Source organism: uncultured Escherichia sp., from assembly GCF_948475835.1.
GTDB lineage: Bacteria > Pseudomonadota > Gammaproteobacteria > Enterobacterales > Enterobacteriaceae > ECMA0423.
This window is the reverse complement of sequence record NZ_CAOLGM010000032.1, coordinates 1-26,995: the sequence shown is the minus strand read 5'-3', so window position 1 is coordinate 26,995 and position 26,995 is coordinate 1. Positions and strand designations below refer to the sequence as shown.

19 protein-coding genes, 1 tRNA gene and 1 pseudogene are annotated in these 26,995 nt (G+C 49.5%); 14 read left to right on the top strand and 7 right to left on the bottom strand.

Features of this window, described 5'->3' with window-relative positions:
* Positions 1-4 precede the first annotated feature (4 nt).
* Genes QZF50_RS08695 through QZF50_RS08665 form a run of 7 tightly spaced genes read left to right on the top strand, consistent with a single transcriptional unit; the run spans position 5 to position 11,283 of the window.
* On the top strand, positions 5-1,291 hold the full coding sequence (locus QZF50_RS08695) for a hypothetical protein (RefSeq protein ID WP_000377418.1): 1,287 nt from the start codon (positions 5-7) through the stop codon (positions 1,289-1,291).
* Positions 1,288-5,574, top strand: a complete 4,287-nt coding sequence (locus tag QZF50_RS08690) for a hypothetical protein (RefSeq protein ID WP_038998536.1) — start codon at positions 1,288-1,290, stop codon at positions 5,572-5,574. Before QZF50_RS08695 ends, QZF50_RS08690 begins: the two co-directional genes overlap by 4 nt.
* A 10-nt stretch (positions 5,575-5,584) precedes the next feature.
* Positions 5,585-6,433, top strand: coding sequence for a hypothetical protein (locus QZF50_RS08685; protein ID WP_000092642.1), 849 nt, complete (start codon positions 5,585-5,587; stop codon positions 6,431-6,433).
* A gap of 2 nt (positions 6,434-6,435) precedes the next feature.
* A complete protein-coding gene (locus QZF50_RS08680) occupies positions 6,436-7,593 on the top strand; it encodes a hypothetical protein (RefSeq protein WP_001004904.1) in 1,158 nt (385 codons plus the stop codon).
* Positions 7,583-9,268: an ATP-binding protein gene (locus tag QZF50_RS08675; RefSeq protein WP_000323665.1), complete on the top strand. Its 1,686-nt coding sequence runs from the start codon at positions 7,583-7,585 to the stop codon at positions 9,266-9,268. Before QZF50_RS08680 ends, QZF50_RS08675 begins: the two co-directional genes overlap by 11 nt.
* A gap of 7 nt (positions 9,269-9,275) precedes the next feature.
* Positions 9,276-9,773, top strand: coding sequence for a hypothetical protein (locus QZF50_RS08670; RefSeq protein ID WP_237897930.1), 498 nt, complete (start codon positions 9,276-9,278; stop codon positions 9,771-9,773).
* Between the two features lie 40 nt (positions 9,774-9,813).
* A complete protein-coding gene (locus QZF50_RS08665) occupies positions 9,814-11,283 on the top strand; it encodes a serine/threonine-protein kinase (protein WP_001022619.1) in 1,470 nt (489 codons plus the stop codon).
* 201 nt (positions 11,284-11,484) lie between these two features.
* On the opposite strand, the pseudogene QZF50_RS08660 reads toward QZF50_RS08665, so the two are convergent.
* Positions 11,485-12,749, bottom strand: a pseudogene (locus QZF50_RS08660) (integrase arm-type DNA-binding domain-containing protein).
* A 201-nt stretch (positions 12,750-12,950) separates the two neighbouring features.
* Positions 12,951-13,035, bottom strand: a tRNA-Leu gene (locus QZF50_RS08655).
* A 195-nt stretch (positions 13,036-13,230) separates the two neighbouring features.
* On the opposite strand from QZF50_RS08655, the gene ahr reads away from it, so the two are divergent.
* The gene (gene ahr, locus QZF50_RS08650; RefSeq protein ID WP_001593906.1) at positions 13,231-14,250 is read left to right on the top strand and encodes an NADPH-dependent aldehyde reductase Ahr; all 1,020 of its coding nucleotides are present in this window, start codon (positions 13,231-13,233) and stop codon (positions 14,248-14,250) included.
* 129 nt (positions 14,251-14,379) lie between these two features.
* Complete coding sequence (locus tag QZF50_RS08645; protein ID WP_001347963.1) at positions 14,380-15,882, top strand: helicase HerA-like C-terminal domain-containing protein; 1,503 nt, start codon at positions 14,380-14,382, stop codon at positions 15,880-15,882.
* A gap of 118 nt (positions 15,883-16,000) precedes the next feature.
* On the opposite strand, the gene lptG is transcribed toward QZF50_RS08645, so the two are convergent.
* The 3 genes from lptG to ytgA all read right to left on the bottom strand — a co-directional run bounded on the left by lptG (position 16,001) and on the right by ytgA (position 18,296).
* Complete coding sequence (gene lptG / locus QZF50_RS08640; protein ID WP_001295681.1) at positions 16,001-17,083, bottom strand: LPS export ABC transporter permease LptG; 1,083 nt, start codon at positions 17,081-17,083, stop codon at positions 16,001-16,003.
* Positions 17,083-18,183: an LPS export ABC transporter permease LptF gene (lptF, locus tag QZF50_RS08635; protein WP_000584114.1), complete on the bottom strand. Its 1,101-nt coding sequence runs from the start codon at positions 18,181-18,183 to the stop codon at positions 17,083-17,085. Before lptF ends, lptG begins: the two co-directional genes overlap by 1 nt.
* A 62-nt stretch (positions 18,184-18,245) precedes the next feature.
* Positions 18,246-18,296 carry a protein YtgA gene (ytgA, locus tag QZF50_RS08630; RefSeq protein ID WP_211180521.1) on the bottom strand — a complete coding sequence of 17 codons (51 nt, stop codon included), beginning with the start codon at positions 18,294-18,296 and terminating at the stop codon, positions 18,246-18,248.
* A 153-nt stretch (positions 18,297-18,449) separates the two neighbouring features.
* Between ytgA and pepA the strand changes: the two genes are divergently transcribed.
* From pepA to valS, 3 genes are all read left to right on the top strand, one after another.
* Positions 18,450-19,961 carry a leucyl aminopeptidase gene (pepA, locus tag QZF50_RS08625; RefSeq protein ID WP_000397144.1) on the top strand — a complete coding sequence of 504 codons (1,512 nt, stop codon included), beginning with the start codon at positions 18,450-18,452 and terminating at the stop codon, positions 19,959-19,961.
* A gap of 133 nt (positions 19,962-20,094) precedes the next feature.
* Positions 20,095-20,538 (top strand): DNA polymerase III subunit chi, encoded by a 444-nt coding sequence (gene holC / locus QZF50_RS08620; protein ID WP_000786399.1) that lies wholly within the window; start codon positions 20,095-20,097, stop codon positions 20,536-20,538.
* Positions 20,538-23,393 (top strand): valine--tRNA ligase, encoded by a 2,856-nt coding sequence (valS, locus tag QZF50_RS08615; protein WP_000416392.1) that lies wholly within the window; start codon positions 20,538-20,540, stop codon positions 23,391-23,393. The genes holC and valS overlap by 1 nt, the downstream gene beginning before the upstream one ends.
* Positions 23,394-23,448: 55 nt before the next feature.
* On the opposite strand, the gene QZF50_RS08610 is transcribed toward valS, so the two are convergent.
* Complete coding sequence (locus QZF50_RS08610; RefSeq protein ID WP_038998540.1) at positions 23,449-24,645, bottom strand: YjgN family protein; 1,197 nt, start codon at positions 24,643-24,645, stop codon at positions 23,449-23,451.
* Between the two features lie 192 nt (positions 24,646-24,837).
* Between QZF50_RS08610 and QZF50_RS08605 the strand changes: the two genes are divergently transcribed.
* Positions 24,838-25,341: a GNAT family N-acetyltransferase gene (locus QZF50_RS08605; RefSeq protein ID WP_001059422.1), complete on the top strand. Its 504-nt coding sequence runs from the start codon at positions 24,838-24,840 to the stop codon at positions 25,339-25,341.
* Between the two features lie 45 nt (positions 25,342-25,386).
* Here the strand turns inward: QZF50_RS08605 and rraB are convergent, their stop codons facing one another.
* Positions 25,387-25,803, bottom strand: coding sequence for a ribonuclease E inhibitor RraB (gene rraB / locus QZF50_RS08600; RefSeq protein ID WP_000002953.1), 417 nt, complete (start codon positions 25,801-25,803; stop codon positions 25,387-25,389).
* Between the two features lie 161 nt (positions 25,804-25,964).
* On the opposite strand from rraB, the gene argF reads away from it, so the two are divergent.
* Complete coding sequence (gene argF / locus QZF50_RS08595; RefSeq protein WP_000012907.1) at positions 25,965-26,969, top strand: ornithine carbamoyltransferase; 1,005 nt, start codon at positions 25,965-25,967, stop codon at positions 26,967-26,969.
* Positions 26,970-26,995: the final 26 nt, after the last annotated feature.

Below are 26,995 nucleotides of genomic sequence, written 5' to 3'. Positions count from 1 at the left end.
GGGCATGGACAGCATTACAACCAGGCAAAATAACGACCCCGTAAATAGCGAAGCGGCACTTAACCTCTGCCTGCAGCTTTGGCATCAAGGCGGTTTAACCGCCAGTAAAGCAGCGTTGTTACTGGCGGCTGTGCCTGCCCTCAGGTCACTGTTACAACCAATAATACAGCCGAAAAAGAAAGACGCTGAAACGGATATCATTAGCGCCTTTAGCCTCACTGCACCATTACTTGATGCCTTTAGTGATTTAAGCCAGTCGGGTGAATGGCAATTAGCGTTGTTGGGCTTAAACCCAGATGTTCGCCAACATTGGATAAATTTAGCCGCCGCTCGCTGCCAGGAAGCTGGCGCGATGAGTGACCCAATGGTATTGGTTAAACTCATTCAGCAACTGGGCAATGCCAGTGAATGGGTCTTAGCCCAGTTGGAAAACGCAGACTTCTCACCACAAATCATTGCAAGCCCATTGGCGCAAACCGAACGGGATTTACTCGGTCATAGCCTAAACGACAATGCTGCCATTCCCGCTCTATGCCGTATTTTGCGCACCAGCCATACCCTGTTTACCGTGAGCGAACAAAATGAACCACCGGCATCTATACAAGCGGTGGATGTCACCGCAAAACAACTGACAAATAACTGGTGTAGTGGGCGGTTGTTAGCACTCCCTAATACCTTGCTTGATGAACATAACCTTAAACCCAATGCCGATTGGTTATTGGTGTCCCGCTCGGGTCATGACAACATGCCGCTTACCGAGCTATTCGCCCAACAGCCCTGGTTATTTTTACTCAGTCTAATTATCTTTGTGCAAGATGCCTGGGCTGCCGAGCAACGTGGCGGTTTGTTGCTCACCTTACCTGCCGGGCAAAATGCCTTTGCCCCCGGTCAAATAAATGTGGCGGTACAGGGCATTGAAGGTGATGAGGTGAGTCTGGGTAGTTTGGCCGAGTTTCTTGTGCTTCTGCTCGGTGAGCTCAATATACCCCTCTACCCGGCACTCGATGCGAACACGGAAAGCATCAACCGCCTAAACCGCGTCCTGAGCTCATTCATTGCCGAATTGTTGGCAAAAAAAATCTGGCAATTTACCGAGGCGGGTCGTGGAGAGGCCGGCCAATATCGAATTCATACAAGCTTCAGCGATGCCTGTTATAGCCTGCCGTTAGCACCACTATTTGGCTACAAAAGCCAAACGTTACAACGGACCATTAAGCAACTGGCGCAAAACTGCTATGCCAATAAAAAACGCGCCGCCAATAGAATAAACCTTCAAGGATCGTCGTTATGAGTTTTGAATTAAACGAACAGATGGTTGATAGCCTGGCAAAACAACATCGCTGGGCGGCGACGGGTGTATCAGATTATCCACCTCGCGACCCGTTAGTGGGCCAGAGCTGCTTTTTTAAACGCTTTCAAACCTTTTTGCATACGGTGGATCACGACGATGATCGCTTTGCCCATGTGTTTGCCGTCGAAGCCGAATGGGGTCGGGGTAAATCACGTTTAGGCCATGAATTGGTCGCACAAATTAACGACTGCTCCAGGGGCTGGTTTGTCCGCGACGAACAAGGCCAACTGCACGATAAGCAGCTGTTTAATCGCGACACGCAAGACAAATACCTGGCGCTCTACATTCGCTACTCGCAAGTGGCATCAGATTATCAAAACTCGGATAACTGGTTTGCTTTTGGTTTATATCAGGCGCTATTACCACTGGCCACTCAAACCTTTGATGGATCGATTCAAAGTGAAATTGCCAAACAAGCCTATGAACGCTTAATGCCATTTGGCTTTAAATCTGAACTGTTAGCAGATGCCTTACAGCTGAACGCCAACCACAGCGAAGAAGACCTCTATACTGACCAAACGCTGGTAGTCAGTTTGGTGCAAGCCGCCTATAAAGTATTAAAGAGTTTTGGCGTGCAGTATATGTTGGTGGTGCTGGATGAGCTGGAAACCGTTGCAGAAGCCGCCACCTTTGGCCTGGAAGATGAACAAGATAAACGCCTCGATGGCCAGGCCATTCGCCTGATTGGTAAAGCAATTAAAGAGGAAGACCCTCGTCGTAAACTTCCATGGTTGCGCTATGTGGCGCTGTGTTCACCACTGCTTGGCCAGCAATTGCGTGAAATTCAATCGGTCGCCCGCCGCTTTGAGTTAGTGGAACTTGAGCATAATGCCTTTGCCGATGTATCAGACTATGTGGCAAGCCTCTTAAAAGACGGCAAGCTGAGTTTTAATTACCCTGCTGGTTTAGTGGAAGCTGCATACGCCATGAGTGGTGCCAACTTCGGTTGGTTTAACGTGGTCATGGCTAATGTGGATGCAGTGCTGAGCCAATACCAACAAGCAGGCCGCAGTATCAAGGATGTGGGCGATTTATTTGAAGCTGTGCTGGCAGGCTCTGGCCGCGTAGCCAGGCATGTGCTGGATAAAGGCGCGATAGAAGGCATTCAAACTCGCGACCAGGCACTATTGACCGAATGTCGTAGTTTGCTCTACGGCCAATTACCCGTGCGCTTAGCTGAAATGGGCTATGCCACAGAATTGCTGGCGCTGAAAAACGAAGATCTGGAACCCATAGCCGCTCATTACCGCAAACTGAGCATTGACCGCCTACAGTGCCGACAAGCCCTGGAGCAAGCCAAATTCCGCCGCGATAAAGATGAATGGTACTACCCTGCAGTAGATCAAGCGCTGAACTTAGATACTTTGCTGGATAACCTGCGTACTTTTTCAATTAAAGAACAAGCCGCAAGCGGCGATAAAGGCGCGGTATTACTACCTCTGTCAAAAGGTGAGTTTAAATACTTACTCAGCTTGCTGTATGACCACCCAGCGATTGAATTCGCTGCCGATGCCTTATGGCACAAGCTAGTGGGTGAAACTACCGAACTGGACGCCAGCGAAGCAACGCATATTGGCCCCAGTGTGGCGATGTTACTGCGCCTGGATTTGCGCTATCGCAGTGCCCAGCAAAACTCACTGATTTTTAAAGATCCCGCCATGGGCGACGCTCATGAACAGGCAATGAGTGAACTTAGCAAACAAAGTAGCCAGAAGCCGCTCATCAAGGCATTAGCCCGTGTAACGGGCTTTGTGAGATTACTTGATAACAACTGGACCTATGATGAAAACTTGCTGAGTAATAAAGCGGGCAGCGACGATGCACCTTTGGCCATTTTAACCGAGCCCCGTGGCCGCCAGGATGGTTTACTTACCCTGGATGGATTTAAGCTTCACCCAGAAGGTAAAGCCTTGTTTGCCTGGGTCAGCAACCTAATTGAGCTGAACAATCTTCACACCTTTGCGGCAAACCACAGCCACCAAAATGGTCGCACGCCAGTATTAGCGTTAACTGCTTCTGCACATCTCATGGAGCAATACAGCCGACTGGATGAAAGAAATGAGTTGCGTGATGCGATACTGCTGCATTATGTCAACCCAAGCGAAGCAGACCAGTTAGAGCGTATTGGCTTAAGTTTGGCAGCATGTCAGTTGCACGGCGTGAATTTAACTGCCGACAGCTTTACCGCGAAATTCAAAAACAAGCTGCATGCCTTGACAACCTTTGCCACGGACGCCATTCACAAGTGGCGCCAGCGTTTGCAGCAGCGCGGTTTAATTGCCTGGCCGTTAAAGGTAGATGGTAAATTATCATCGAATGACCGAGACCTGTTGTTTAAAGGCTGGTATCAGCTGGCCATTGCTCACCCTGAGTTAAATGGCATTCTCGATTTACAGCAGCAACACGGCGTGCCAGTGAATGAGCTGAGCAGCTTGTTGGATAAACTTAAGGTGCCGGGCAGCTATATTGCCAAAGGCTACACGGCCGATGAACATGCCGGGCTATTTACTGAACTTAATAATGTGCAGCGAAGCCAGGCGCAGATCCCATTATTTTTAGCCCGTATTGCTCACCCTAATAAAAAGCACAAGTGGCAATTCGAAGGCTTTAAGCAACAGTTTTATTTCGCCTATGTGGCTGAAACGAGTGTTACCGCCAAAGGCGTGTTTAATGACTGGATGTGGTGGTGTGGAGAGCTGAACTTACTCACTTTAACCAATCCAACAGAAAAACAGGCAATTTGGGAGCACTACCCGCGCTCCCGCTTAGAAAATGCCATTAGAGAAGCGCAAAACTGGTTCCGCGGTAACGATATGGGCAGCTATGCAGCCAATGTGGAAGTCATGAGCCGCGTGTATGGTTATGCACGCATTAATGAAATGTTCGCGCCTCTGGGTAAAAATAAGCTGGGTTTCGTCACCGTGGAAGCTAAAGAGCAGCTGGAAAAAGCACAATCGCTATTTAACGTGCTCAAACAGCAAGAAGAACAACTGGCTGATATGGTCGAGGCCAACGACACGAAAGTATTGGCAGGGCTTATCCACAAACGCGCTGAAGTGCTGGAGCTGGTAGCAAAGGTTAAACCGCTTAATAGTTCCAGGCCTATGCTAAAAGATGCCCATATTCTCAGCTTAGAAGACAAAACGACCTCGCTTTATCAACGGATTGAACAGGCCTGTTTATTTGCCGAGTTTGTTGAGTGCAGCGCTGAGCGTATCAACAACCGACTCGTTGATTTAATCATAGATGTTGAAACAGAGTGTGCCCCGCTGACGAATTTTCCGAAACGTCTGTACACCAACACGCTGCGCACCATAGGTCATATTTTAGATGGAGCGTTAAAAGACGATACCAGCAGTGCCACTGGCCGAAAAGAGCAGCAAGCAGATAGCGATACCTTACTGCATTACCTGCGTAAACTCGATTTAGGTAGAGCGCATGACAAGCTTTCAGCCTTAGCGCAAGAAGTGGGTTTAAACCTGCACAATGATCAACAGTTGCCGATAGCGGAGATTCAGGGGCATATTTTGTCCAGCTACCGCAACTGCAAAGAACGATTTAGTAAGCTGGTTAATAACCTCACAGAGCAAAAACTACGTGCACAACAACTGCAAGAATGGCTTAGTAGCGCCACGGCTGAGTATCAGTTCGCCGATGACATTGCAGAGCTACCAAAACTGGTAATGAAATTACAGCTCATTGAAGATGCTATTGCCGATCTCCCCAGTGATGCAGAGAGCAAGCGTCAAAGTATGCAAAACAGTTTGCGCAATGGGCAGTTTTCATCGTTACGGGATTTACCAGAAGAGCTTTTAAAACCGGCACGCGGTCAACTTACACCGATTCAAGGCCAGCTACTTAAAATTGAAGAGCGTCTAAACCAAGTAAGACGCAACTCCATCGCACAGGTAAACAGCTGGCTGCCGTTATTAAAACCGCTATTGGCTTCTCAAAAGCAAGCGGAACCAGCAGCGTTGACTCTGGAGGATGTGAGCAATTTGGGTGTCAGAGAACTTCAACAGGTGTGTGAAAGCACCCAGGCCAAATGGCAGAGTCAAGGTGAGCAAATATTAAATGATACAGGCTTAACACTGGCGGATTGGCAACCGATTTATAAGGCTTTGAGCCAAAATCAGGAACCCGTGTTAACACCTGAGCAACAGAAAGGACTTGTAGACAAAGGCATTGTAAAAATGCGCCTTACCTTTGCCACTGGTTTGTAGAGGTGACGCGATGAGTCGTTATTTATCTGCGGCACTGGCCAGTAATCGTAAAGGCCGTTTTTTGCAAACTGTTGCGGGGGCTACCCCCTTAATGAAGGATTGGATTAGCTCGCCGCCAGCCAGCGGTTTGTTAATAGTGCAAGCAGAAGAGTTGACTGACGCTAATACTATGCAGCACCTGTATCACTGGGCTATGCAGGCAGGTTGTGCCGCTTTGGTAATAAACCTGAAAGCAGAACAATTTACCTTATTAGCGCAATTGCCCTATCCACTGGATTGGCAGTTAGTACCAGCGAGCTTGAGGGGGCAGGAACCGGGGCTAACCGCTTTGCTAGCCAGTGAAACAGACCAGGCTATTGCTGGCTTTACTGGCAGCGCAGATCGCTACCAGCACCAGGCCGGTGATGTAGTGCATACCCGCTACATACGAAAACACAGCAACAGTGGGCTATTAGCCTTTACCACGTTACCTTTGTGGTCGCTGACTTTACTCGATCATAGTGAGCTCCTGGTGAGCTGGTTGAATTGGTTTGTGGACCATGCAGGCATTGCTGAACGAATAATCGAACCTAAAGCGCCATCAACTGACTACACGCCAGATAAGCACGATCTGGTTGTATTGCTATTACTCTACGCTGGCGGTGGCATGAACTTACAAGCGTTGTCTGAGCATAATGCGGTTAAGCTGATGTTTGATGTTAATAGCCTTGATATTGTCAAGCGGGGTGAGATGTTGCGGCAGCACGATTTTATCGACGACGCGGGCATAACAGCTACCGGTAAAACATGCCTACAAGCCTCGCAATATTGGGCTTATGCCCCATTACTTGGCGAGCAGCTACACACAGGAACGCTATAAGCATGAATGAGAACAAAACGATGAATTTAGCGCAATCGCTCGCCATCGATAGCCAGCTTCGCTTACCGGGAAGTGCAGGACGCTTGCTTAAACAGGTCCGTGATATTGAGCAAGTGGCGCCGCTATTCCGTGATGCTGGCTTAGTGAAAGCGGTCCCCAAGCCCACAATTGTTAATTTACGCGTAGCCGGTATTGCGACTAAATCGTGCTTAGACAAGGTATTGGGTGGTTTTATTTATGCCAGTGCAGCAGTGCGCACAGATTTGTTAATAGATGACAATAAAGTCAGCACGGTGGGTAGCGACTCGGTATCAGAACTGGATGATATTGATTTTGAAGCTCAGCGTAAACGGCTTGATTTAATTGAAATTCGTCAGGCTTATCAGTTAGTTGAGAAAAAACTTTTAGGTTATGAGCCTGGCGATTTAATTTTGCTGGATACGCCGTTGTTTTTAGCACGGGATATGGCTCCGCTGGAGAGAAATGTCCGTCATAAACAAGAGTACGAAAAAACCAGACAAGTGATAGAAACTTTTTGGCAAAACCATCGCTCCAGAATTTTTCCCTGGAATCAAAATGGTGTAGTACTTGCGAGCATTTTGGCTGAGCGCTTTAGTGCCATTGTAAGTATCGCCAAACAAGATTTACGTACCGAACAAGGACGCAAACAAATTTTAGCATCTGATGGGTTTTCTAAAGAGTTGATGCAAAATCTGGAAGGACTGGATGAAAGTTTGGTTGGCGTGGGAGATTTGCGATTTATCAATGGCATTTTAGGCAACTATTCGCGCACCATCGCATTTCGTTTGTCTGAACAAGAAAAGCGCATTGAACCCAATATTGAAGCTAAGCAAGGTCTAATTGGTTTTCACTTCCGTAGTGCCCGAGGTGGACAGATAAAAATGGTGCAATTAGCGGGTGACGAACCAGAATGGAAAAGTGCTGATCTCGATTTAGTTGCCTCTCGCCTGATGGTGCTGGATATGCAAAACAAAGGTAATGCAATGCCGTTGCCACAATTACTTGGTTATCAACAGCTTGGTATTTTACCTAAATTTGCTACGTTTTATCGCCAGGGTTTACACCAGGCACTAAAGAATAATGATATTGAGGCAGGGTGGTTGGCAGGCCTCGATGAGGGATTGAATAATGGCTTATAAAGTTTTAGGTAAATTAGTCGGTAACACTGGTGATGCCAGTCAGTTAACTATGGTTGTACAAGACTCGTTTTCAGTACGCCGTGGTGAGTTTGTACGCATTATGCACCAGGAACGCAAAGATGAGGGGCAAGTCGCCGTACTGGGGCGAGTGACCAAGATAAGCCGTACTAATATGCTCTATAACGCCGGCTTTGGCGATGGTGTAACCGAGCTTGAGCTTTTGCCCGGTGCGAATGTAACTGGTGAGAATATGTTTGCTCAGGTCGAGCTGGTTGGTTACCGCGATCCTGTTACTCGTCAAATCAAAATTCCACGTCGCCCGCTTAACCCGGGTACCGCTGTTGAAACCGTCGATTTTCAGTTTTTGAGTGATTTTTACGAATTTAATGAACACTCCAGTTTGCACTTAGGTAACTTAGTAGGCTACGACAAAGGTGAGAATACAGTTCCTGTTTTTATTGACGTGAACAAGTTGGTCACTGAGCATTTGGCTGTTCTGGCAATGACGGGTTCAGGTAAGTCTTATACAGTTGGCCGCATTATTGAGCGTTTAGTTGCGGTTAATAACGGTACGGTAGTAGTATTTGACCCACATGGTGAATACGGTAAAGCCCTCGCTGGCGGTAATCTGCAATTCTCAAGCTTCTTAGAAGCCACTGACGATAAGCGTGATCAAGAAGCACTGCCACTGATAAAACAGACCTTTGAAAAGCTGCAAGCCGCCGGTGCAGGTATTCAGGTTTACTCGCCGCAGCATGAATCTTTTAAACATAAATACGCCAGTAAGAATACGCCATTAGCGCTTCAGTTTGACCATTTTGAAATGGACGATATTGCTGAAATATTACCTGGCTTAACGGAACCGCAGCAACGAGTACTCGATGTTGCAATTCGTTATTGGCGCTCTGCAGATAAGACTGAGCCACGAGATATTAACCGCCTACGCTTCTTATTAGGTGATGGTATTGAAGAGTTAAAAGAGTGGGACGACCTTTCTGAAGCTGAGGCGAAGGCGTTATCAGGCCGTAGTGCCGCCGTCGCCTCGATGAAGCTTTCACGTGTGCTTAATGAAGCTAAAAGTTTTTACAGCGCAACAATGGCTGAGCCAACTGATATTTACAAAATGGTGGGTCGCCCGAGCAATCAACAGGGGCGTTTAGTCGTTGTTGACTTACAAGGTTTGAGTGATACCGCTAAGCAAGTCATTTGTGCACTGTTATCTAGTGAAATATTAAAAGCAGCCTCGAGCAAAACGGACCCGCTGCGCCCATGCTTTATCATTTACGAAGAGGGTCATAATTTTGCCCCGGCCGGCGGCAACGCAGTCAGTCACCGCATTATTAAAAAGATCGCTGGTGAAGGTCGTAAATTTGGCGTTGGATTTGGCATTGTGAGCCAGCGTCCATCGAAATTAGATTCAGATGTGACCTCTCAGTGCAATACGCTAATTACGATGCGCTTAAAGAACCCTGACGATCAACGATTTATAGCTAAAGCATCAGATATGGTGAGCAAAGCTGATCTGGAGGAACTCCCGAGTTTATCAACCGGTGAAGCTTTGGTGTGTGGTCGTTCAATCCCTGCACCACTGCTTGTTAAAGTTGGTAGTAAGGCATTAATTCACGGTGGTGAATCACCAGAGGTACTGCGTGTTTGGGGCTCTTTCAGTGGCTAAGGTGCCTATGCCTGAAGTTGCCTGGGTAAATGAGACATTTCCACTTTTAGCAAGCGGTAAGCTATTGGACCAGGATGTATTGGTCCACAGCCTGGGCTGTAGCGTTTGGAATACATTCGGGCATGAACAGTCATTTATGGCGGTAGTGGAATGCCCGGCTCCAGGGACATTTGGTGCTGATATTCGCTCTGACTCGGGCTGGTTTCATAAATCTTCTGCATCGCCTGTGTGTTTAATCGAATTTGAACGCTTTGATGGTTCAGCGAAGGGGCAGCAAAAGCTGGAAGAAAAATTAAAAAACTTACTGGAAGCAGCACAGCGCTGGAATCATTGCCCCAAAACCCTGGTCCTCAGTGCCTGGAGCCAAGGCTTAGTAGGTGTACCTGATACTCAAAAACTGAAAGACATATGCCGTATGGGTTTTACTTCGTCCACGGGTACCCAAGTAATCGCCGCTCCTGATGTTGAGGTGGTATTTAGTCGCTTTTTATTTATCAAAACCTGAACATGATTGTTTTGGACAGAATTCACTATGAGGTGTTGATGTGAATATAAAATCAGCACATTTTTTGCCAGGGACGAATAAACGCCTTGGTGACAAATACCTGTTACTTGAATGCCTTGGTGATGGCAGCCATGGCTGGGTATGGCGGGCGGAACGCCTGAAAGATGGAAAAATTGTCGCAGTAAAAATCCCTAAGGATATTACTCGGGAAGACCGTCAGCTTGCCGAAGGTAAAGAGCTTTTAAACGTCGAGCCGCACGAAAATATTGTGCAAATTTTTGATATGGGCCGTATAGATAATGAATGGTTCTATATTGAAATGGAGTATTTTCCCAGCCAAACCCTGGCGCAAAAGCTCGATGACAGGCAGCGTAATTTTGGCCAGACCTATGAACGGTTGTTCAGAATATATCGTCAAGTGCTCTGTGCTGTGCATTATTTGGCCGAATTACCAGTACCAATATCTCATGGAGATATTAAGCCACATAACATTTTGGTTGGAGAGCGGGACCTGGTGAAGTTGACGGACTTTGGCAGCTCAGCTTTACCAGAAGAAATTTACGTTCGTACCCGTGAAAATGGCGGGACTGTGCTGTATTCGGCCCCAGAGTTCTCCAACGTCGATAGCCGTAGAGGCAGCCTGGAAGAGCTACTATTGGGCGACATCTATAGCTTAGGTGTTTTGCTATACCAGCTGCTGACAGGAAAGCTGCCCCATGATACGCCAGCACAAGTTCAGCGCCACGCACCTTTCAAGCTTCCGACAGAGATTAATAGCTCTATTCATACGGACCTGGAACAAGTGGTTCTTACTTGTTTACAAAAACGAGCGGAGGATCGCTTTTCCACTATTTCCGACTTAATTCATGCATTTGATTCTGCTGCCACTAAGCAATTAAAAGTTGGTGCTATTGCTCCCGTTTTTCAAACTAAACCTGCTCAGGACTGGTCAAGTGCGGTACTTGAAGCAATGTCCGATCAATCTTACCAAAAAGCTGCTCAATTAGCGTCGCAGGAGTATAGCCGCAGTAAAGATCTACAAGCTTTACATCAGCAACTTATTGCCTTGTATCGCGCCAATCGCTTATTCGACTTTGAAAAAGTTGTAGAAGATAATAAAGCGATCTTACTTGAGGGTAAATTGACTCAACCAGCAGCTTTGTTCGAGTTGATAGTTAAGGCAAACCTACAGTTACGCAATATCAGTCAAGCAAATTTCTGGCTGTTGCAACGAAAGCAAGCTGAAGCAGAAAACGCGGCCACCATGTATTTAGAATCATCTATCCTTGGCCTTGAAGCGAAATATTCTGAAGCAAGAGTACTATTGGAGAAAGTAAACCAAACAACTCCAATGAAGTTCCATGTGTTAAGCCAACTCATTTTAGTTTGCGAGCAAATGCGTGATTACTCTGGTGCTGCGGCTTATTTGAAAGCGGCATTGCGAGTAGCACCATTGGATAACAGCATGAAAGAGAAAAAAGAATTGTATGCAAAGCTTGGAGTTATTTGATTGAAAGGATGACCATTGCGCGAACAAGGCATAGTGGATATTTAACACTTCCGTTCACATACCGGACAAAAAAATAAAGTTTTACATAACGATTTCCTTCTTGATTGAGTTAAGACAAAAGCCTCTCCCCATTAGGGCGGAGGCTTCTCAGTTATAAGCCTTTAATTAAAAAACAGTTAATATTCATATACTTAGATAGAATTATCGAAAAGAACTATTAATCTTTGCATAGTCAAATGGAGTGATAGCCGCCATTCTATTCGCATCCAGATAATCAGCCCACCACTGCAGCATCAACATTCGCTCCCCAAGATGTTCCGCCTTATGGATATAAGCCGCCCGTACTGAGCTACGTTCCTGATGACTCATCTGCCGCTCTACTGCATCCCTCGACCACAATCCCGATTCAATCAAAGAACTACACGCCATCGTCCTGAAACCATGTCCACACACTTCCGTTTTCGTGTCATAGCCCATCACTCGCAAGGCCTTGTTAAGCGTATTCTCACTCATTGGCTTACGCGGATCGTGATCACCAACGAAGATCAGCTCACGGTTTCCACTCATGCTTTTGATTTTTTCCAGAATGGTGAGAGCTTGTCGAGATAAGGGTACAAGATGTGGAGTCCGCATCTTCGAACCACGCTGAGAATGCTTAACTCCCTCCAGTGGCTCACGTTCTCCCGGAATCGTCCACATGGCAGTATCAAAATCAACTTCTGACCAGCGAGCAAAACGCAACTCGCTTGAACGGATGAAAACTAACAATGTGAGTTCAACCGCCAGTCGGGTTAACGGCCTGCCAGAATAGTGATAGATGCGTTGAAGCAATTCAGGAATGCGGTTAAGTTCCAGAGCAGCACGATGCTGTCTTTTCGCCGTAGCAACCGCACCAGCAATCTCTTGAGCGGGGTTGTAGTCGATTAATCCACTGTGTACAGCAAAGCGTATAATCGCGGTAGTATGCTGCTGCAAACGAGCAGCGACTTCGAGACGCCCAGACGACTCCACCGCTTTGATGGGGACAAGCAGATCCCGAGTCTTCAGATCAGCAATGTTCCGCTTACCGATAGCAGCAAAGAGATTATCTTCGAGGCTTTTCAATACACGAGCGCTATGCGATGCAGACCACTTCTGATTGCTGGCGTGCCACTCTCTGGCTACCACTTCAAACGTTATCACCTCTTGCTCATGCTCTACCTTAACAGCTTTCTTGTTCTCACTAGGATCGACGCCGTTAGCTAACAACTTACGGGCTTCATCCCGGCGACCTCTGGCATCGACCAGCGAGACTTCAGGGTATTTCCCCAGCGCCAGCATCTTCTCCTTACCGCCAAAACGATAACGAAGTCGCCAGTATTTGGAGCCATTAGGGTGACCAACAAAACCATGCCTTCACCGTCAGTAAGTTTATAGGCTTTTGCTTCCGGCTTAGCCGAACGGACCTTCACATCACTCAGAGCCATGATGAGTATCCTTTCAAGGGCCCTGTGTGGGTACAAACATAATCGAACCGGGAAATACCCGCAGTTGTACCCGCATCAGTAAGTTGATGTAGATTGAATCAGGTTGACTTAGGTTGAGTGAAAAAGCGAGGAAAGCCTTGCGGATACTGGATTTCAGGCACAAAAAAAGCCGCCCTTGAGCGACTCGATTTGCATACGATGTGGTGCCGAAGGCCGGACTCGAACCGGCACGTATTTCTACGGTTGATTTTGAATCAACTGCGTCTACCGATTTCGCCACTTCGGCACTGAAGAGGTATGCGGAAAACGTTGTGGATTATACCTGGCGCACGCCACCATGCAAGCGCCAGCTTGCTCCCACTTCGCTAAGTGCTGAAATTTTCAGCATTGCATACAGCGATGTGTAACCTTTGTCACACTCCAGGCACCCCGCCCTGCCATGCTCTACACTTCCCAGACAACACCAGAGAAGGATCAAAAAATGTCGATGATAAAATGCTATGCCGCAAAAGAAGCGGGCGGCGAACTGGAAGTTTATGAGTACGATCCCGGTGAACTGAAGCCACAAGATGTTGAAGTGCAGGTGGATTACTGCGGGATCTGCCATTCCGATCTGTCGATGATCGACAACGAATGGGGATTTTCACAGTATCCGCTGGTTGCCGGGCATGAGGTGATTGGTCGCGTGGTGGCGCTCGGGAGCGCCGCGCAGGATAAAGGTTTGCAGGTCGGTCAGCGTGTCGGGATTGGCTGGACGGCGCGTAGCTGCGGGCATTGCGACGCCTGTATTAGCGGTAATCAGATCAACTGCGAGCAAGGTGCGGTGCCAACAATTATGAATCGCGGTGGCTTTGCCGAGAAGTTGCGTGCAGACTGGCAATGGGTGATTCCACTGCCAGAAAATATTGATATCGAGTCCGCCGGGCCGCTGCTGTGTGGTGGTATCACGGTCTTTAAACCACTGTTGATGCACCATATCACAGCCACCAGCCGCGTTGGGGTAATTGGTATTGGCGGGCTGGGGCATATCGCTATAAAACTTCTGCACGCAATGGGATGCGAGGTGACAGCCTTTAGTTCGAATCCGGCGAAAGAGCAGGAAGTACTGGCGATGGGTGCCGATAAAGTGGTGAATAGCCGCGATCCGCAGGCACTGAAAGCACTGGCGGGGCAGTTTGATCTCATTATCAACACCGTCAACGTCAGCCTCGACTGGCAGCCTTATTTTGAGGCGCTGACCTATGGCGGTAATTTCCATACGGTCGGTGCGGTTCTCACGCCGCTGTCTGTTCCGGCCTTTACGTTAATTGCGGGCGACCGCAGCATCTCTGGTTCTGCTACCGGCACGCCTTATGAGCTGCGTAAGCTGATGCGCTTTGCCGCCCGCAGCAAGGTTGCACCGACCACCGAATTGTTCCCGATGTCGAAAATTAACGACGCCATCAAGCATGTGCGCGACGGTAAGGCGCGTTACCGCGTGGTTCTGAAAGCCGACTTCTGATCCCTTTGCCGGGTGCCTGTCGCCCGGCACTAAAATCTCTTTGGAAGGCATCTCGCAATCTGCTGAATTTAGCGGTGAAGAGTGCGCAGCCGTTGCCTATACTCCAGGCAGGAAACTGGAGGAAATCTCATGAGCGAACCCCTGTTAATTGCCCGCACGCCAGACACAGAACTGTTTTTACTGCCGGGAATGGCTAACCGTCACGGGCTGATTACTGGCGCAACGGGGACGGGTAAAACTGTCACGCTGCAAAAACTGGCGGAGTCTCTATCGGAAATCGGTGTTCCGGTGTTTATGGCCGATGTGAAAGGCGATCTGACCGGCGTCGCGCAGGCAGGAACGGCGTCGGAAAAACTGCTCGCAAGGCTTAAAAATATCGGCGTCAATGACTGGCAACCGCATGCTAATCCGGTGGTGGTGTGGGATATCTTTGGCGAGAAAGGCCATCCGGTGCGGGCGACGGTTTCGGATCTGGGGCCGCTGTTGCTGGCGCGGCTGTTGAATCTCAACGATGTGCAATCTGGCGTGCTGAATATCATCTTCCGTATTGCTGACGATCAGGGATTGTTGCTGCTCGACTTTAAAGATCTGCGGGCGATTACCCAGTACATCGGCGATAACGCCAAATCTTTCCAGAATCAGTACGGTAATATCAGTAGCGCATCGGTTGGTGCCATCCAGCGCGGACTGTTGTCGCTGGAACAGCAAGGCGCAGCACACTTCTTTGGCGAGCCGATGCTGGATATCAAAGACTGGATGCGCACCGATACCAACGGTAAAGGCGTTATCAATATCCTCAGCGCCGAGAAGCTTTATCAGATGCCGAAACTGTACGCCGCCAGCCTGCTGTGGATGCTTTCAGAGTTGTATGAACAATTGCCGGAAGCGGGCGATCTGGAGAAACCAAAACTGGTGTTTTTCTTCGACGAGGCACATCTGCTGTTTAACGATGCACCGCAGGTACTGCTGGATAAGATTGAGCAGGTGATACGGCTTATTCGCTCAAAAGGCGTAGGCGTCTGGTTCGTTTCGCAAAACCCGTCTGATATTCCGGATAATGTGCTCGGGCAGCTCGGTAATCGCGTTCAACACGCTTTGCGTGCTTTTACGCCCAAAGATCAGAAAGCGGTAAAAGCTGCGGCGCAAACCATGCGGGCCAATCCGGCATTTGATACCGAAAAGGCAATCCAGGAACTGGGGACCGGCGAGGCGTTAATCTCGTTTCTTGATGTGAAAGGAAGTCCTTCAGTGGTGGAACGGGCGATGGTGATTGCGCCTTGTTCGCGGATGGGACCGGTGACGGAAGATGAGCGTAATGGCTTGATTAATCACTCTCCGGTGTATGGCAAGTACGAGGATGAGGTGGACCGGGAATCGGCCTATGAGATGTTGCAAAAAGGCGTACAGGCAAGCGCCGAGCAGCAAAATAATCCCCCCGCGAAAGGGAAAGAGGTGGCGGTGGATGACGGCATTCTTGGTGGATTAAAGGATATTTTGTTTGGCACTACCGGACCACGCGGCGGGAAGAAAGATGGTGTGGTGCAAACAATGGCGAAAAGCGCCGCCCGCCAGGTGACGAATCAGATTGTACGCGGGATGTTGGGGAGTTTGCTGGGGGGAAGAAGAAGGTAAGTCAGGTGCGGTCTGTGCCCCTCACCCTAACCCTCTCCCCAAAGGGGCGAGGGGACCGATCGAACTCGTATTTGACTTTATCAACAATGTGAAAGGGAGCTTTCGCTCCCTTGCTTGGTTACGATTTTCTCATTAACAGCCACAGGCTGATTAAGAAGAAGCTGGCGCTTGGCAACAGTGCGCCGATGATCGGCGGGATGCCATAAACCAACGTCAACGGGCCGAAGATCTGGTCCAGTACGTAGAAGACAAAACCGAAGCTGATACCGGTGACCACACGCACGCCCATCGGTACGCTACGCAGTGGGCCAAAGATGAACGACAGCGCCATCAGCATCATCACCGCCACGGATAGCGGCTGGAAGATTTTGCTCCACATGTTGAGCTGATAACGTCCAGCGTCCTGACCGCTCGACTTCAGATACTTCACGTAGTTGTGCAAACCGCTGATTGAGAGTGCATCCGGGTCCAGCGCCACCACGCCCAGTTTGTCTGGCGTGAGGTTGGTTTTCCAGGTGCCGCTCACCGTCTGCGAACCGGTAATCTGTTTCGGATTGGTCAGATCAGATTCATCAACCTGCGACAGACGCCAGACTTTATGTTCCGGGTCAAACTTCGCAGTAGCGGCATAGCGTACGGATTGCAGACGACGATTCTCGTTAAAGGCATAAATGCTGATGCCACCTAACTCTTCGTCACCTTTAACCCGCTCAATGTAGACGAAGTTGTTGCCATCTTTCGCCCATAAGCCTTGCTGGGTAGAGAGCAACGAGCCGCCGTACATCGCCTGCGCACGGTAGTTACGCGCCATCTGCTCGCCCTGCGGCGCGACCCATTCGCCAATCGCCATCGTCAGCAAGACCAGCGGAATGGCGGTTTTCATCACCGACAGCGCCACCTGCATACGGGTAAAACCAGAAGCCTGCATCACCACCAGTTCGCTGCGCTGCGCCAGCATCCCAAGACCAAGCAACGCCCCAAGCAGAGCCGCCATCGGGAAGAAGATTTGCACATCTTTCGGCACGCTCAGCAAGGTATACATTCCTGCGCCTAACGCGTCGTAACTCCCCTGCCCGGCTTTTTTCAGCTGATCGACAAACTTGATAATGCCCGACAGCGACACCAGCATGAACAGCGTCATCATGATGGTGGTGAAAATAGTTTTACCGATATAGCGGTCAAGTACGCCAAAAGGTTGCATCACACCGCTCCTTTACGCGAAAAACTGGCGCGCAGGCGGCGGACCGGCACGGTGTCCCAAAGGTTGAGAACAATCGCCAAAGCCAGATAAATCAGGTTAACGGTCCACATCCACAGCGTCGGGTCCAGCTTACCTTTACCGCCGTTCGATTTCAGGGAGGTCTGGATCAGGAAGAACAACAGATACAGCAGCATGGCTGGCAGCATCGATAGTACGCGCCCCTGACGCGGGTTAACCACGCTCAGCGGTACGACCATAAGTGCCATCATAAACACGGTGAACACCAACGTGATACGCCAGTTCAGTTCTGCGCGAGCACGATCGGTGTCAGTGTTCCACAATGTGCGCATGTCCATCTGGTCGGTATCGTTCGGGTCGAGCGCCACCGCCTGGTGACCAATGATCGCCTGATAATCCTGGAAATCCGTAATGCGGAAATCACGTAACAGTGCAGTGCCTTCGAAGCGCGTTCCCTGGTTGAGAGTGACGACCTGGGAGCCGTCGCGCAGCTGGGTTAAATGTCCGGAATCGGCCACCACCACAGAAGGACGTGCATTACCTTTTGGTCGAATTTGCGCGAGGAACACATCTTTGAAATCGCTGCCGTCAACGCTTTCGATGAACAGCACCGAACTGCCATTAGTCGCTTGCTGGAATTGCCCTTGCGCCAGCGCCGCCATGCCAGGGTTCGCTTTCGCTTCTGCTAACACTTCATCCTGATGACGCGATGACCACGGTCCCGCCCACATCACGTTAACCGCCGCGACGATTGCCGTGAATACCGCAAGGATCATTGCCGCTTTCACCAGAACCGCTTTGCTCAGGCCGCAGGCATGCATTACCGTAATTTCACTTTCGGTATACAGTTTGCCCAGCGTCATCAGCAGCCCGAGGAACAGGCTTAATGGCAGGATAAGCTGCGCCATTTCCGGCACGCCCAACCCGAGAAGGGAGAGCACCAGATTCGCCGGAATATCGCCGTCAACCGCTGCGCCGAGGATCCTCACTAACTTTTGACAGAAGAAGATCAAAAGCAAGATGAAGAGTATCGCCAGCTGGCTTTTGAGCGTCTCCCGCACCAGATATCTTATGATTATCACTTTAAATACGCCCGTAAAAACTCGTCTTTTGCAGGATTTTAGCTTGTTTCATGGCTTAAACGTCATTTATTCTCTTGAGTCGTCGAAATCGTCGCTAAGATAATTATACTCAACGGATTCACCTCTCAGATTTTGTTCTGACGTGCCAATGCCGTAATAACGTTAAGATTAACACGAAGTCATCGCAACAGCGGACATGAGTTACGAAAGCTTGCAATTCTATCTGTAGCCACCGCCGTTGTCTTTAAGATTCAGGAGCGTAGTGCATGGAGTTTAGTGTAAAAAGCGGTAGCCCGGAGAAACAGCGGAGTGCCTGCATCGTCGTGGGCGTCTTCGAACCACGTCGCCTTTCTCCGATTGCAGAACAGCTCGATAAAATCAGCGATGGGTACATCAGCGCCCTGCTACGTCGGGGCGAACTGGAAGGAAAACCGGGGCAGACATTGTTGCTGCACCATGTTCCGAATGTACTTTCCGAGCGAATTCTCCTTATTGGTTGCGGCAAAGAACGTGAGCTGGATGAGCGTCAGTACAAGCAGGTTATTCAGAAAACCATTAATACGCTGAATGATACTGGCTCAATGGAAGCGGTCTGCTTTCTGACTGAACTGCACGTTAAAGGCCGTAACAACTACTGGAAAGTGCGTCAGGCTGTCGAGACGGCAAAAGAGACGCTCTACAGTTTCGATCAGCTGAAAACGAACAAGAGCGAACCGCGTCGTCCGCTGCGTAAAATGGTGTTCAACGTGCCGACCCGCCGTGAACTGACCAGCGGTGAGCGCGCGATCCAGCACGGTCTGGCGATTGCCGCCGGGATTAAAGCAGCAAAAGATCTCGGCAATATGCCGCCGAATATCTGTAACGCCGCTTACCTCGCCTCTCAGGCGCGCCAACTGGCTGACAGCTACAGCAAGAATGTCATTACCCGCGTTATCGGCGAACAACAGATGAAAGAGCTGGGGATGCATTCCTATCTGGCGGTCGGTCAGGGTTCGCAGAACGAATCGCTGATGTCGGTGATTGAGTACAAAGGCAACGCGTCGGAAGATGCACGCCCAATCGTGCTGGTGGGTAAAGGTTTAACCTTCGACTCCGGCGGTATCTCGATCAAGCCTTCAGAAGGCATGGATGAGATGAAGTACGATATGTGCGGTGCGGCAGCGGTTTACGGCGTGATGCGGATGGTCGCGGAGCTACAACTGCCGATTAACGTTATCGGCGTGCTGGCTGGCTGCGAAAACATGCCTGGCGGGCGTGCCTATCGTCCGGGCGATGTGTTAACCACCATGTCCGGTCAAACCGTTGAAGTGCTGAACACCGACGCTGAAGGCCGCCTGGTACTGTGCGACGTGTTAACTTACGTTGAGCGTTTTGAGCCGGAAGCGGTGATTGACGTGGCGACGCTGACCGGTGCCTGCGTGATCGCGCTGGGTCATCACATTACTGGTCTGATGGCGAACCACAATCCGCTGGCCCATGAACTGATTGCCGCGTCTGAACAATCCGGTGACCGCGCATGGCGCTTACCGCTGGGTGACGAGTATCAGGAACAACTGGAGTCCAATTTTGCCGATATGGCGAACATTGGCGGTCGTCCTGGTGGGGCGATTACCGCAGGTTGCTTCCTGTCACGCTTTACCCGTAAGTACAACTGGGCGCACCTGGATATCGCCGGTACCGCCTGGCGTTCTGGTAAAGCGAAAGGCGCAACCGGTCGTCCGGTAGCGTTGCTGGCACAGTTCCTGTTAAACCGCGCCGGGTTTAACGGCGAAGAGTAAGTTTGCGTTTTACCCTCACCCTAACCCTCTCCCTAAGGGAGAGGGAACCGATCGAGCGCAATAGAAATTCATTGCTCATCTTTTAGGGTGAGGAATGCAGCAATATTTAAATCCACCACAAGAAGCCCCATTTATGAAAAACGCGACGTTCTACCTTCTGGACAATGACACCACCGTCGATGGCTTAAGCGCCGTTGAGCAGCTGGTGTGTGAAATTGCCGCAGAACGTTGGCGCAGTGGTAAGCGCGTGCTCATCGCCTGTGAAGATGAAAAGCAGGCTTACCGGCTGGATGAAGCCCTGTGGGCGCGTCCGGCAGAAAGCTTTGTTCCGCATAATTTAGCGGGAGAAGGACCGCGCGGCGGTGCGCCGGTGGAGATCGCCTGGCCGCAAAAACGCAGCAGCAGCCCGCGCGATATATTGATTAGTCTGCGAACAAGCTTTGCAGATTTTGCCACCGCTTTCACAGAAGTGGTAGACTTCGTTCCTTATGAAGATTCTCTGAAACAACTGGCGCGCGAACGCTATAAAGCCTACCGCGTGGCTGGTTTCAACCTGAATACGGCAACCTGGAAATAATGGAAAAGACATATAACCCACAAGATATCGAACAGCCGCTTTACGAGCACTGGGAAAAGCAGGGCTACTTTAAGCCTAATGGCGATGAAAGCCAGGAAAGTTTCTGCATCATGATCCCGCCGCCGAACGTCACCGGCAGTTTGCATATGGGTCACGCCTTCCAGCAAACCATCATGGATACCATGATCCGCTATCAGCGCATGCAGGGCAAAAACACCCTGTGGCAGGTCGGTACTGACCACGCAGGGATCGCTACCCAGATGGTCGTTGAGCGCAAGATTGCCGCAGAAGAAGGTAAAACCCGTCACGACTACGGCCGCGAAGCTTTCATCGACAAAATCTGGGAATGGAAAGCGGAATCCGGCGGCACCATTACCCGTCAGATGCGCCGTCTCGGCAACTCCGTGGACTGGGAGCGTGAACGCTTCACCATGGACGAAGGCCTGTCCAATGCGGTGAAAGAAGTTTTCGTTCGTCTGTATAAAGAAGACCTGATTTACCGTGGCAAACGCCTGGTAAACTGGGATCCGAAACTGCGCACCGCTATCTCTGACCTGGAAGTGGAAAACCGCGAATCGAAAGGTTCGATGTGGCACATCCGCTATCCGCTGGCTGACGGCGCGAAAACCGCAGATGGTAAAGATTATCTGGTGGTTGCGACTACTCGTCCGGAAACCCTGCTGGGCGATACCGGCGTGGCCGTTAACCCGGAAGATCCGCGTTACAAAGATCTGATTGGCAAATATGTCATTCTGCCGCTGGTTAACCGTCGTATTCCGATCGTTGGCGACGAACACGCCGACATGGAAAAAGGCACCGGCTGCGTGAAGATCACCCCGGCGCACGACTTTAACGACTATGAAGTCGGTAAACGTCACGCCCTGCCGATGATCAACATCCTGACCTTTGACGGCGATATCCGTGAAAGTGCCCAGGTGTTCGATACCAAAGGTAACGAATCTGACGTTTATTCCAGCGAGATCCCCGCAGAATTCCAGAAACTGGAGCGTTTTGCTGCACGTAAAGCGGTCGTTGCTGCGGTTGACGCACTCGGCCTGCTGGAAGAAATTAAACCACATGACCTGACCGTTCCTTATGGCGACCGTGGTGGCGTGGTCATCGAACCGATGCTGACCGACCAGTGGTACGTGCGTGCCGATGTCCTGGCGAAACCGGCAGTTGAAGCGGTTGAGAACGGCGACATTCAGTTCGTACCGAAGCAGTACGAAAACATGTACTTCTCCTGGATGCGCGATATTCAGGACTGGTGTATCTCTCGTCAGTTGTGGTGGGGTCACCGTATCCCGGCATGGTATGACGAAGCGGGTAACGTTTATGTTGGCCGCAACGAAGACGAAGTGCGTAAAGAAAATAACCTCGGTGCTGATGTTGTCCTGCGTCAGGACGAAGACGTTCTCGACACCTGGTTCTCTTCTGCGCTGTGGACCTTCTCTACCCTTGGCTGGCCGGAAAATACCGACGCCCTGCGTCAGTTCCACCCAACCAGCGTGATGGTATCTGGTTTCGACATCATCTTCTTCTGGATTGCCCGCATGATCATGATGACCATGCACTTCATCAAAGATGAAAATGGCAAACCGCAGGTGCCGTTCCACACTGTTTACATGACCGGCCTGATTCGTGACGACGAAGGCCAGAAGATGTCCAAATCCAAGGGTAACGTTATTGACCCACTGGATATGGTTGACGGTATTTCGCTGCCAGAACTGCTGGAAAAACGCACCGGCAATATGATGCAGCCACAGCTGGCGGACAAAATCCGTAAGCGCACCGAGAAGCAGTTCCCGAACGGTATTGAACCGCACGGTACTGACGCGCTGCGCTTCACCCTGGCGGCGCTGGCTTCTACCGGTCGCGATATCAACTGGGATATGAAACGCCTGGAAGGTTACCGTAACTTCTGTAACAAGCTGTGGAACGCCAGCCGCTTTGTGCTGATGAACACAGAAGGTCAGGATTGCGGCTTCAACGGCGGCGAAATGACGCTGTCGCTGGCGGATCGCTGGATTCTGGCGGAGTTCAACCAGACCATCAAAGCGTACCGCGAAGCGCTGGACAGCTTCCGCTTCGATATCGCCGCAGGCATTCTGTATGAGTTCACCTGGAACCAGTTCTGTGACTGGTATCTGGAACTGACTAAGCCGGTAATGAACGGTGGCACCGAAGCCGAACTGCGCGGTACTCGCCATACGCTGGTGACCGTGCTGGAAGGTCTGCTGCGCCTCGCGCATCCGATCATTCCGTTCATCACCGAAACCATCTGGCAGCGTGTGAAAGTACTTTGCGGTATCACTGCCGACACCATCATGCTGCAGCCGTTCCCGCAGTACGATGCATCTCAGGTTGATGAAGCCGCACTGGCCGACACAGAGTGGCTGAAGCAGGCGATCGTTGCGGTACGTAACATCCGTGCAGAAATGAACATCGCGCCGGGCAAACCGCTGGAGCTGCTACTGCGTGGTTGCAGCGCGGATGCAGAACGTCGCGTAAATGAAAACCGTGGCTTCCTGCAAACGCTGGCGCGTCTGGAAAGCATCACCGTGCTGCCTGCCGATGACAAAGGTCCGGTTTCCGTTACTAAGATCATCGACGGCGCAGAGCTGCTGATCCCGATGGCTGGCCTCATCAACAAAGAAGATGAGCTGGCGCGTCTGGCGAAAGAAGTGGCGAAGATCGAAGGCGAAATCAGCCGTATCGAGAACAAGCTGGCGAATGAAGGCTTTGTCGCCCGCGCACCGGAAGCGGTCATCGCGAAAGAGCGTGAAAAGCTGGAAGGCTATGCAGAAGCGAAAGCGAAGCTGATTGAACAGCAGGCTGTTATCGCCGCGCTGTAATCAAAACACAGTAATGAAAACGAAGGCCGGAGCATGCTCCGGCCTTTTTTATCTCTTACAGAAATGGTAAAGAAGGCATAATTCCCCGTGAAATCCTGGCTAAGAAGCCTTTATCTGGTTGTTCTTCTTTATTGATTAAAGGAAGGTCATCCAAATCGCCCAGCAAATACGTATTTTTTGCCTGCCAGTCAATCATCCATATTTTCAGCAGTGGATAAGCCAGACCGCCCGTAATCCCGGATATCACCACCAACGCACACATGCGATAAAGCATACCGTGGTACGTTAAAGTTGAGCGAAAACGAATACGCCCATCATTCAGTGACAGGTTGCTCATAAAATGATTTCGCAACGACACCGTTAAATAACTGGTGCTAACAGCAATCCCAAAATAATAGATTAACTGCGCGATTATCATTTTACGTTGCATTTCCATAAATTGCTGTAAATTCTCAATATCATCATTTGCATACACAGAACTATCATACGCATTTAATATTTGATCGATGATAATATAACAAGCAACAGCGAGAAAAGGTAATAAAGCTAAAAATGCGAGAATGGCATATTTTATACAATACGTAGTATCTAATTTCACCTTGAAACGATGTATACCGAAACTGGTATTGCTCCAGAGAAAACTCATTACCAGGCTATATAAAGTACCATTAAAAATACCAATGGAAACAATACCAACTATTGCCATCAGAACCACAGATATAATAACACTACTTGAACTATTGGCATGTAGCATCTTTGTCGAGATAAAGAAAACAGTCCCCATCCCAATGGCCATTAAAATCGGCAAGAAAAAGGTTACCCACCAGAACCCTTTCATAGAGCAATTAAAACTAAATCTTACGCCGTTGAGACTGGTCATCAAGGCCTGATAACGCAGTCCTTTTGCTGCCATAAATATAAGCAAAACCAACAGTAACAAAGTCAAAACACAGCCAACAAGTGGCATATCTGCTGACACTGTCATTAAGATTGCGAAATAGCAAAAAACAAAAACAAGACAACTAACAAAAACATTCCCACCAGTAATTCCATAAGAAAATCGTTGTCCGTTAACTTCCATATTAGCATAGAGATAACGCTTACATTTCATTAATGCCCATGGCAAATAGATACCTAGCGTTATAATCGTTAACAACACATTCACCACACAAATAAGAAAATATCTCTCACCTGCACCATGAAAAACAAACGAATGGGACGGAACATCCATTTCATTAATAACTTGAGCCATAAAAATTCCCTGAATTAAAAAATCCATTGATATAATTTATATATACAGACAGCAAAATGTTCTGCCACGTTACAATACTCTTATCAGTAATAGGCTGGCAAAAACTTTATTACTTTATAAGTCGCTTGCGCACGTAAGAAGAGAGTGGTATTAAACAAATGTATAATTACTTTATTTTTATTGGGTTAAACTATGAATAACATTGCGCCGCAATCACCTGTAATGCGTCGCCTGACGCAGCAGGATAATCCCGCCATCGCCCGCGTCATTCGTCAGGTATCCGCCGAATACGGTCTTACCGCTGATAAAGGCTACACCGTCGCCGATCCGAACCTGGACGAGTTGTATCAAGTGTATAGTCAGCCGGGTCATGCATATTGGGTGGTTGAGTACGATGGTGAAGTGGTCGGCGGCGGTGGGATTGCGCCATTAACCGGGAGTGAGTCGGACATTTGCGAACTGCAGAAGATGTATTTTCTTCCGGCTATTCGCGGTAAAGGGCTGGCGAAAAAACTGGCCTTAATGGCGATGGAGCAGGCACGAGAGATGGGCTTCAAACGCTGCTATCTGGAAACGACCGCTTTTTTGAAAGAAGCGATTGGTTTGTATGAACATTTAGGTTTTCAACATATCGACTATGCACTTGGCTGCACGGGCCATGTAGATTGTGAAGTGCGGATGCTACGCGAACTCTAAAAAAATGCCCGCTAGTGTGTGCTATCGGGCATTTTAATCAATTAATTAGTGGCGAACCCCGTCATCGTCTTCATCGACAAAATCTTCATCGTCGCCGTCTTCGCCGTTAGGATCTTCAAAGTAAGTGCCCCAACCGTCGTACTCAACGTCAAATTTCTCCGCCAGCGTCATCAGTTGTTCAACCTGGGCATCGATCAGATCGGCATTCAACGCGCACTCGCTGAGGATGTCGCAGCAAATCACGATATCACCATCTTCAACTTCCAGCTCTTCTGGATCGGTCACTTCGTAACCGAGTTTAAACGCTTCAACTGCTGCTTTTTCCAGGGTTTCCAGATCGTCTGCGGAAAGATGGTGTTCGATGGTGTACAGCGCGTCCGGATCGCTGCCATCTTCCAGTAATTCTTCAATAATCAAACGTGTTTCTTCACGCTGTTCTTCCAGTTGTTCCGGGTTTGCCATGGCTCATTCCTCTTAATGTCCTGCCGATACTCTTATTGTCACACACCACTGACATTGCCTCCACCTTTGTGACAAAGATTTATGCTTTAGACTTGCAAATGAATAATCATCCATATAAATTGAATTTTAATTCATTAAGGCGTTAGCCACAGGAGGGATCTATGTCCGGGTTTTATCATAAGCATTTCCTGAAATTACTCGATTTCACGCCAGCTGAACTCAACAGCCTGCTGCAGTTAGCCGCGAAGCTGAAAGCCGATAAGAAAAGCGGCAAAGAAGAAGCCAAACTCACTGGTAAAAACATCGCGCTCATCTTCGAAAAAGACTCGACCCGTACCCGATGCTCTTTCGAAGTTGCCGCATATGACCAGGGTGCTCGCGTTACTTATCTCGGCCCAAGCGGCAGTCAGATTGGTCATAAAGAGTCGATTAAAGACACTGCCCGCGTGCTGGGTCGCATGTATGACGGTATTCAGTATCGCGGCTATGGTCAGGAGATTGTCGAAACACTGGCGGAATACGCTGGCGTGCCGGTATGGAACGGCCTGACCAATGAGTTTCACCCCACGCAGTTGCTGGCGGATCTCCTCACCATGCAGGAGCATTTACCCGGTAAAGCATTCAACGAAATGACGCTGGTCTATGCAGGTGACGCACGTAACAACATGGGCAATTCGATGCTCGAAGCTGCGGCGCTTACCGGTCTGGATTTGCGTCTGGTCGCGCCACAGGCATGCTGGCCGGAAGCTGCGCTGGTTACGGAATGCCGCGCCCTGGCACAGCAAAATGGCGGGAATATTACGCTGACGGAAGATGTAGCCAAAGGAGTTGAAGGTGCTGACTTTATCTATACCGATGTATGGGTGTCGATGGGGGAAGCAAAAGAGAAATGGGCAGAACGGATTGCATTACTGCGTGATTATCAGGTGAACAGCAAGATGATGCAGTTGACCGGTAACCCGGAGGTCAAATTCCTCCACTGCCTGCCCGCGTTTCATGACGACCAGACGACGCTTGGTAAGAAAATGGCGGAAGAGTTTGGCCTACATGGCGGAATGGAAGTGACTGATGAGGTCTTCGAATCTGCCGCCAGCATTGTTTTTGATCAGGCGGAAAACCGCATGCATACCATCAAAGCGGTGATGGTCGCGACGCTCAGTAAATAATTGATATCGCTATAAAGATGCCGGGA

Excerpts from the sequence above, each read along its gene's own strand:
- QZF50_RS08690 (WP_038998536.1), top strand. The coding sequence starts at position 1,288 with ATGAGTTTTGAATTAAACGAACAGATGGTTGATAGCCTGGCAAAACAA.
- lptG (WP_001295681.1), bottom strand. The coding sequence starts at position 17,083 with ATGCAACCTTTTGGCGTACTTGACCGCTATATCGGTAAAACTATTTTC.
- valS (WP_000416392.1), top strand. The coding sequence starts at position 20,538 with ATGGAAAAGACATATAACCCACAAGATATCGAACAGCCGCTTTACGAG.
- holC (WP_000786399.1), top strand. The coding sequence starts at position 20,095 with ATGAAAAACGCGACGTTCTACCTTCTGGACAATGACACCACCGTCGAT.
- pepA (WP_000397144.1), top strand. The coding sequence starts at position 18,450 with ATGGAGTTTAGTGTAAAAAGCGGTAGCCCGGAGAAACAGCGGAGTGCC.
- QZF50_RS08695 (WP_000377418.1), top strand. The coding sequence starts at position 5 with ATGGACAGCATTACAACCAGGCAAAATAACGACCCCGTAAATAGCGAA.
- QZF50_RS08680 (WP_001004904.1), top strand. The coding sequence starts at position 6,436 with ATGAATGAGAACAAAACGATGAATTTAGCGCAATCGCTCGCCATCGAT.
- QZF50_RS08605 (WP_001059422.1), top strand. The coding sequence starts at position 24,838 with ATGAATAACATTGCGCCGCAATCACCTGTAATGCGTCGCCTGACGCAG.
- argF (WP_000012907.1), top strand. The coding sequence starts at position 25,965 with ATGTCCGGGTTTTATCATAAGCATTTCCTGAAATTACTCGATTTCACG.
- rraB (WP_000002953.1), bottom strand. The coding sequence starts at position 25,803 with ATGGCAAACCCGGAACAACTGGAAGAACAGCGTGAAGAAACACGTTTG.
- QZF50_RS08610 (WP_038998540.1), bottom strand. The coding sequence starts at position 24,645 with ATGGCTCAAGTTATTAATGAAATGGATGTTCCGTCCCATTCGTTTGTT.
- QZF50_RS08685 (WP_000092642.1), top strand. The coding sequence starts at position 5,585 with ATGAGTCGTTATTTATCTGCGGCACTGGCCAGTAATCGTAAAGGCCGT.
- QZF50_RS08670 (WP_237897930.1), top strand. The coding sequence starts at position 9,276 with ATGCCTGAAGTTGCCTGGGTAAATGAGACATTTCCACTTTTAGCAAGC.
- ahr (WP_001593906.1), top strand. The coding sequence starts at position 13,231 with ATGTCGATGATAAAATGCTATGCCGCAAAAGAAGCGGGCGGCGAACTG.
- QZF50_RS08675 (WP_000323665.1), top strand. The coding sequence starts at position 7,583 with ATGGCTTATAAAGTTTTAGGTAAATTAGTCGGTAACACTGGTGATGCC.
- QZF50_RS08645 (WP_001347963.1), top strand. The coding sequence starts at position 14,380 with ATGAGCGAACCCCTGTTAATTGCCCGCACGCCAGACACAGAACTGTTT.